1 pseudogene is annotated in these 239 nt (G+C 48.5%); it reads right to left on the reverse strand.

The features are described 5' to 3' along the window. Nucleotides 1-239: pseudogene (locus ACYP03_RS27845) on the reverse strand (type VI secretion system contractile sheath domain-containing protein); the annotation flags it as partial.

Raw genomic sequence — 239 nt, forward strand, 5'->3', positions numbered from 1 at the left:
CTTTGCCTTCTGGCGAGTTACCGAAGAATTTTGGCTTCTGCACCGAGTTTGCTGAGAAAAATGCAGCGTTGTCTGAGCCTTTACGCATCGTCAGTGCGATGAAGCCTTATTCAGCCAGTTCAAACTCACGACGATCAGACACCAGAACTTCAGTCGGAATTTTGGTTTCAATGCGGCCCATTGACTCAAAATTATGCACCGGCAGATCATTCACTGTACCGCCGCTTTGCGGTCCGATA

The organism is Photobacterium sp. R1 (assembly GCF_054600795.1).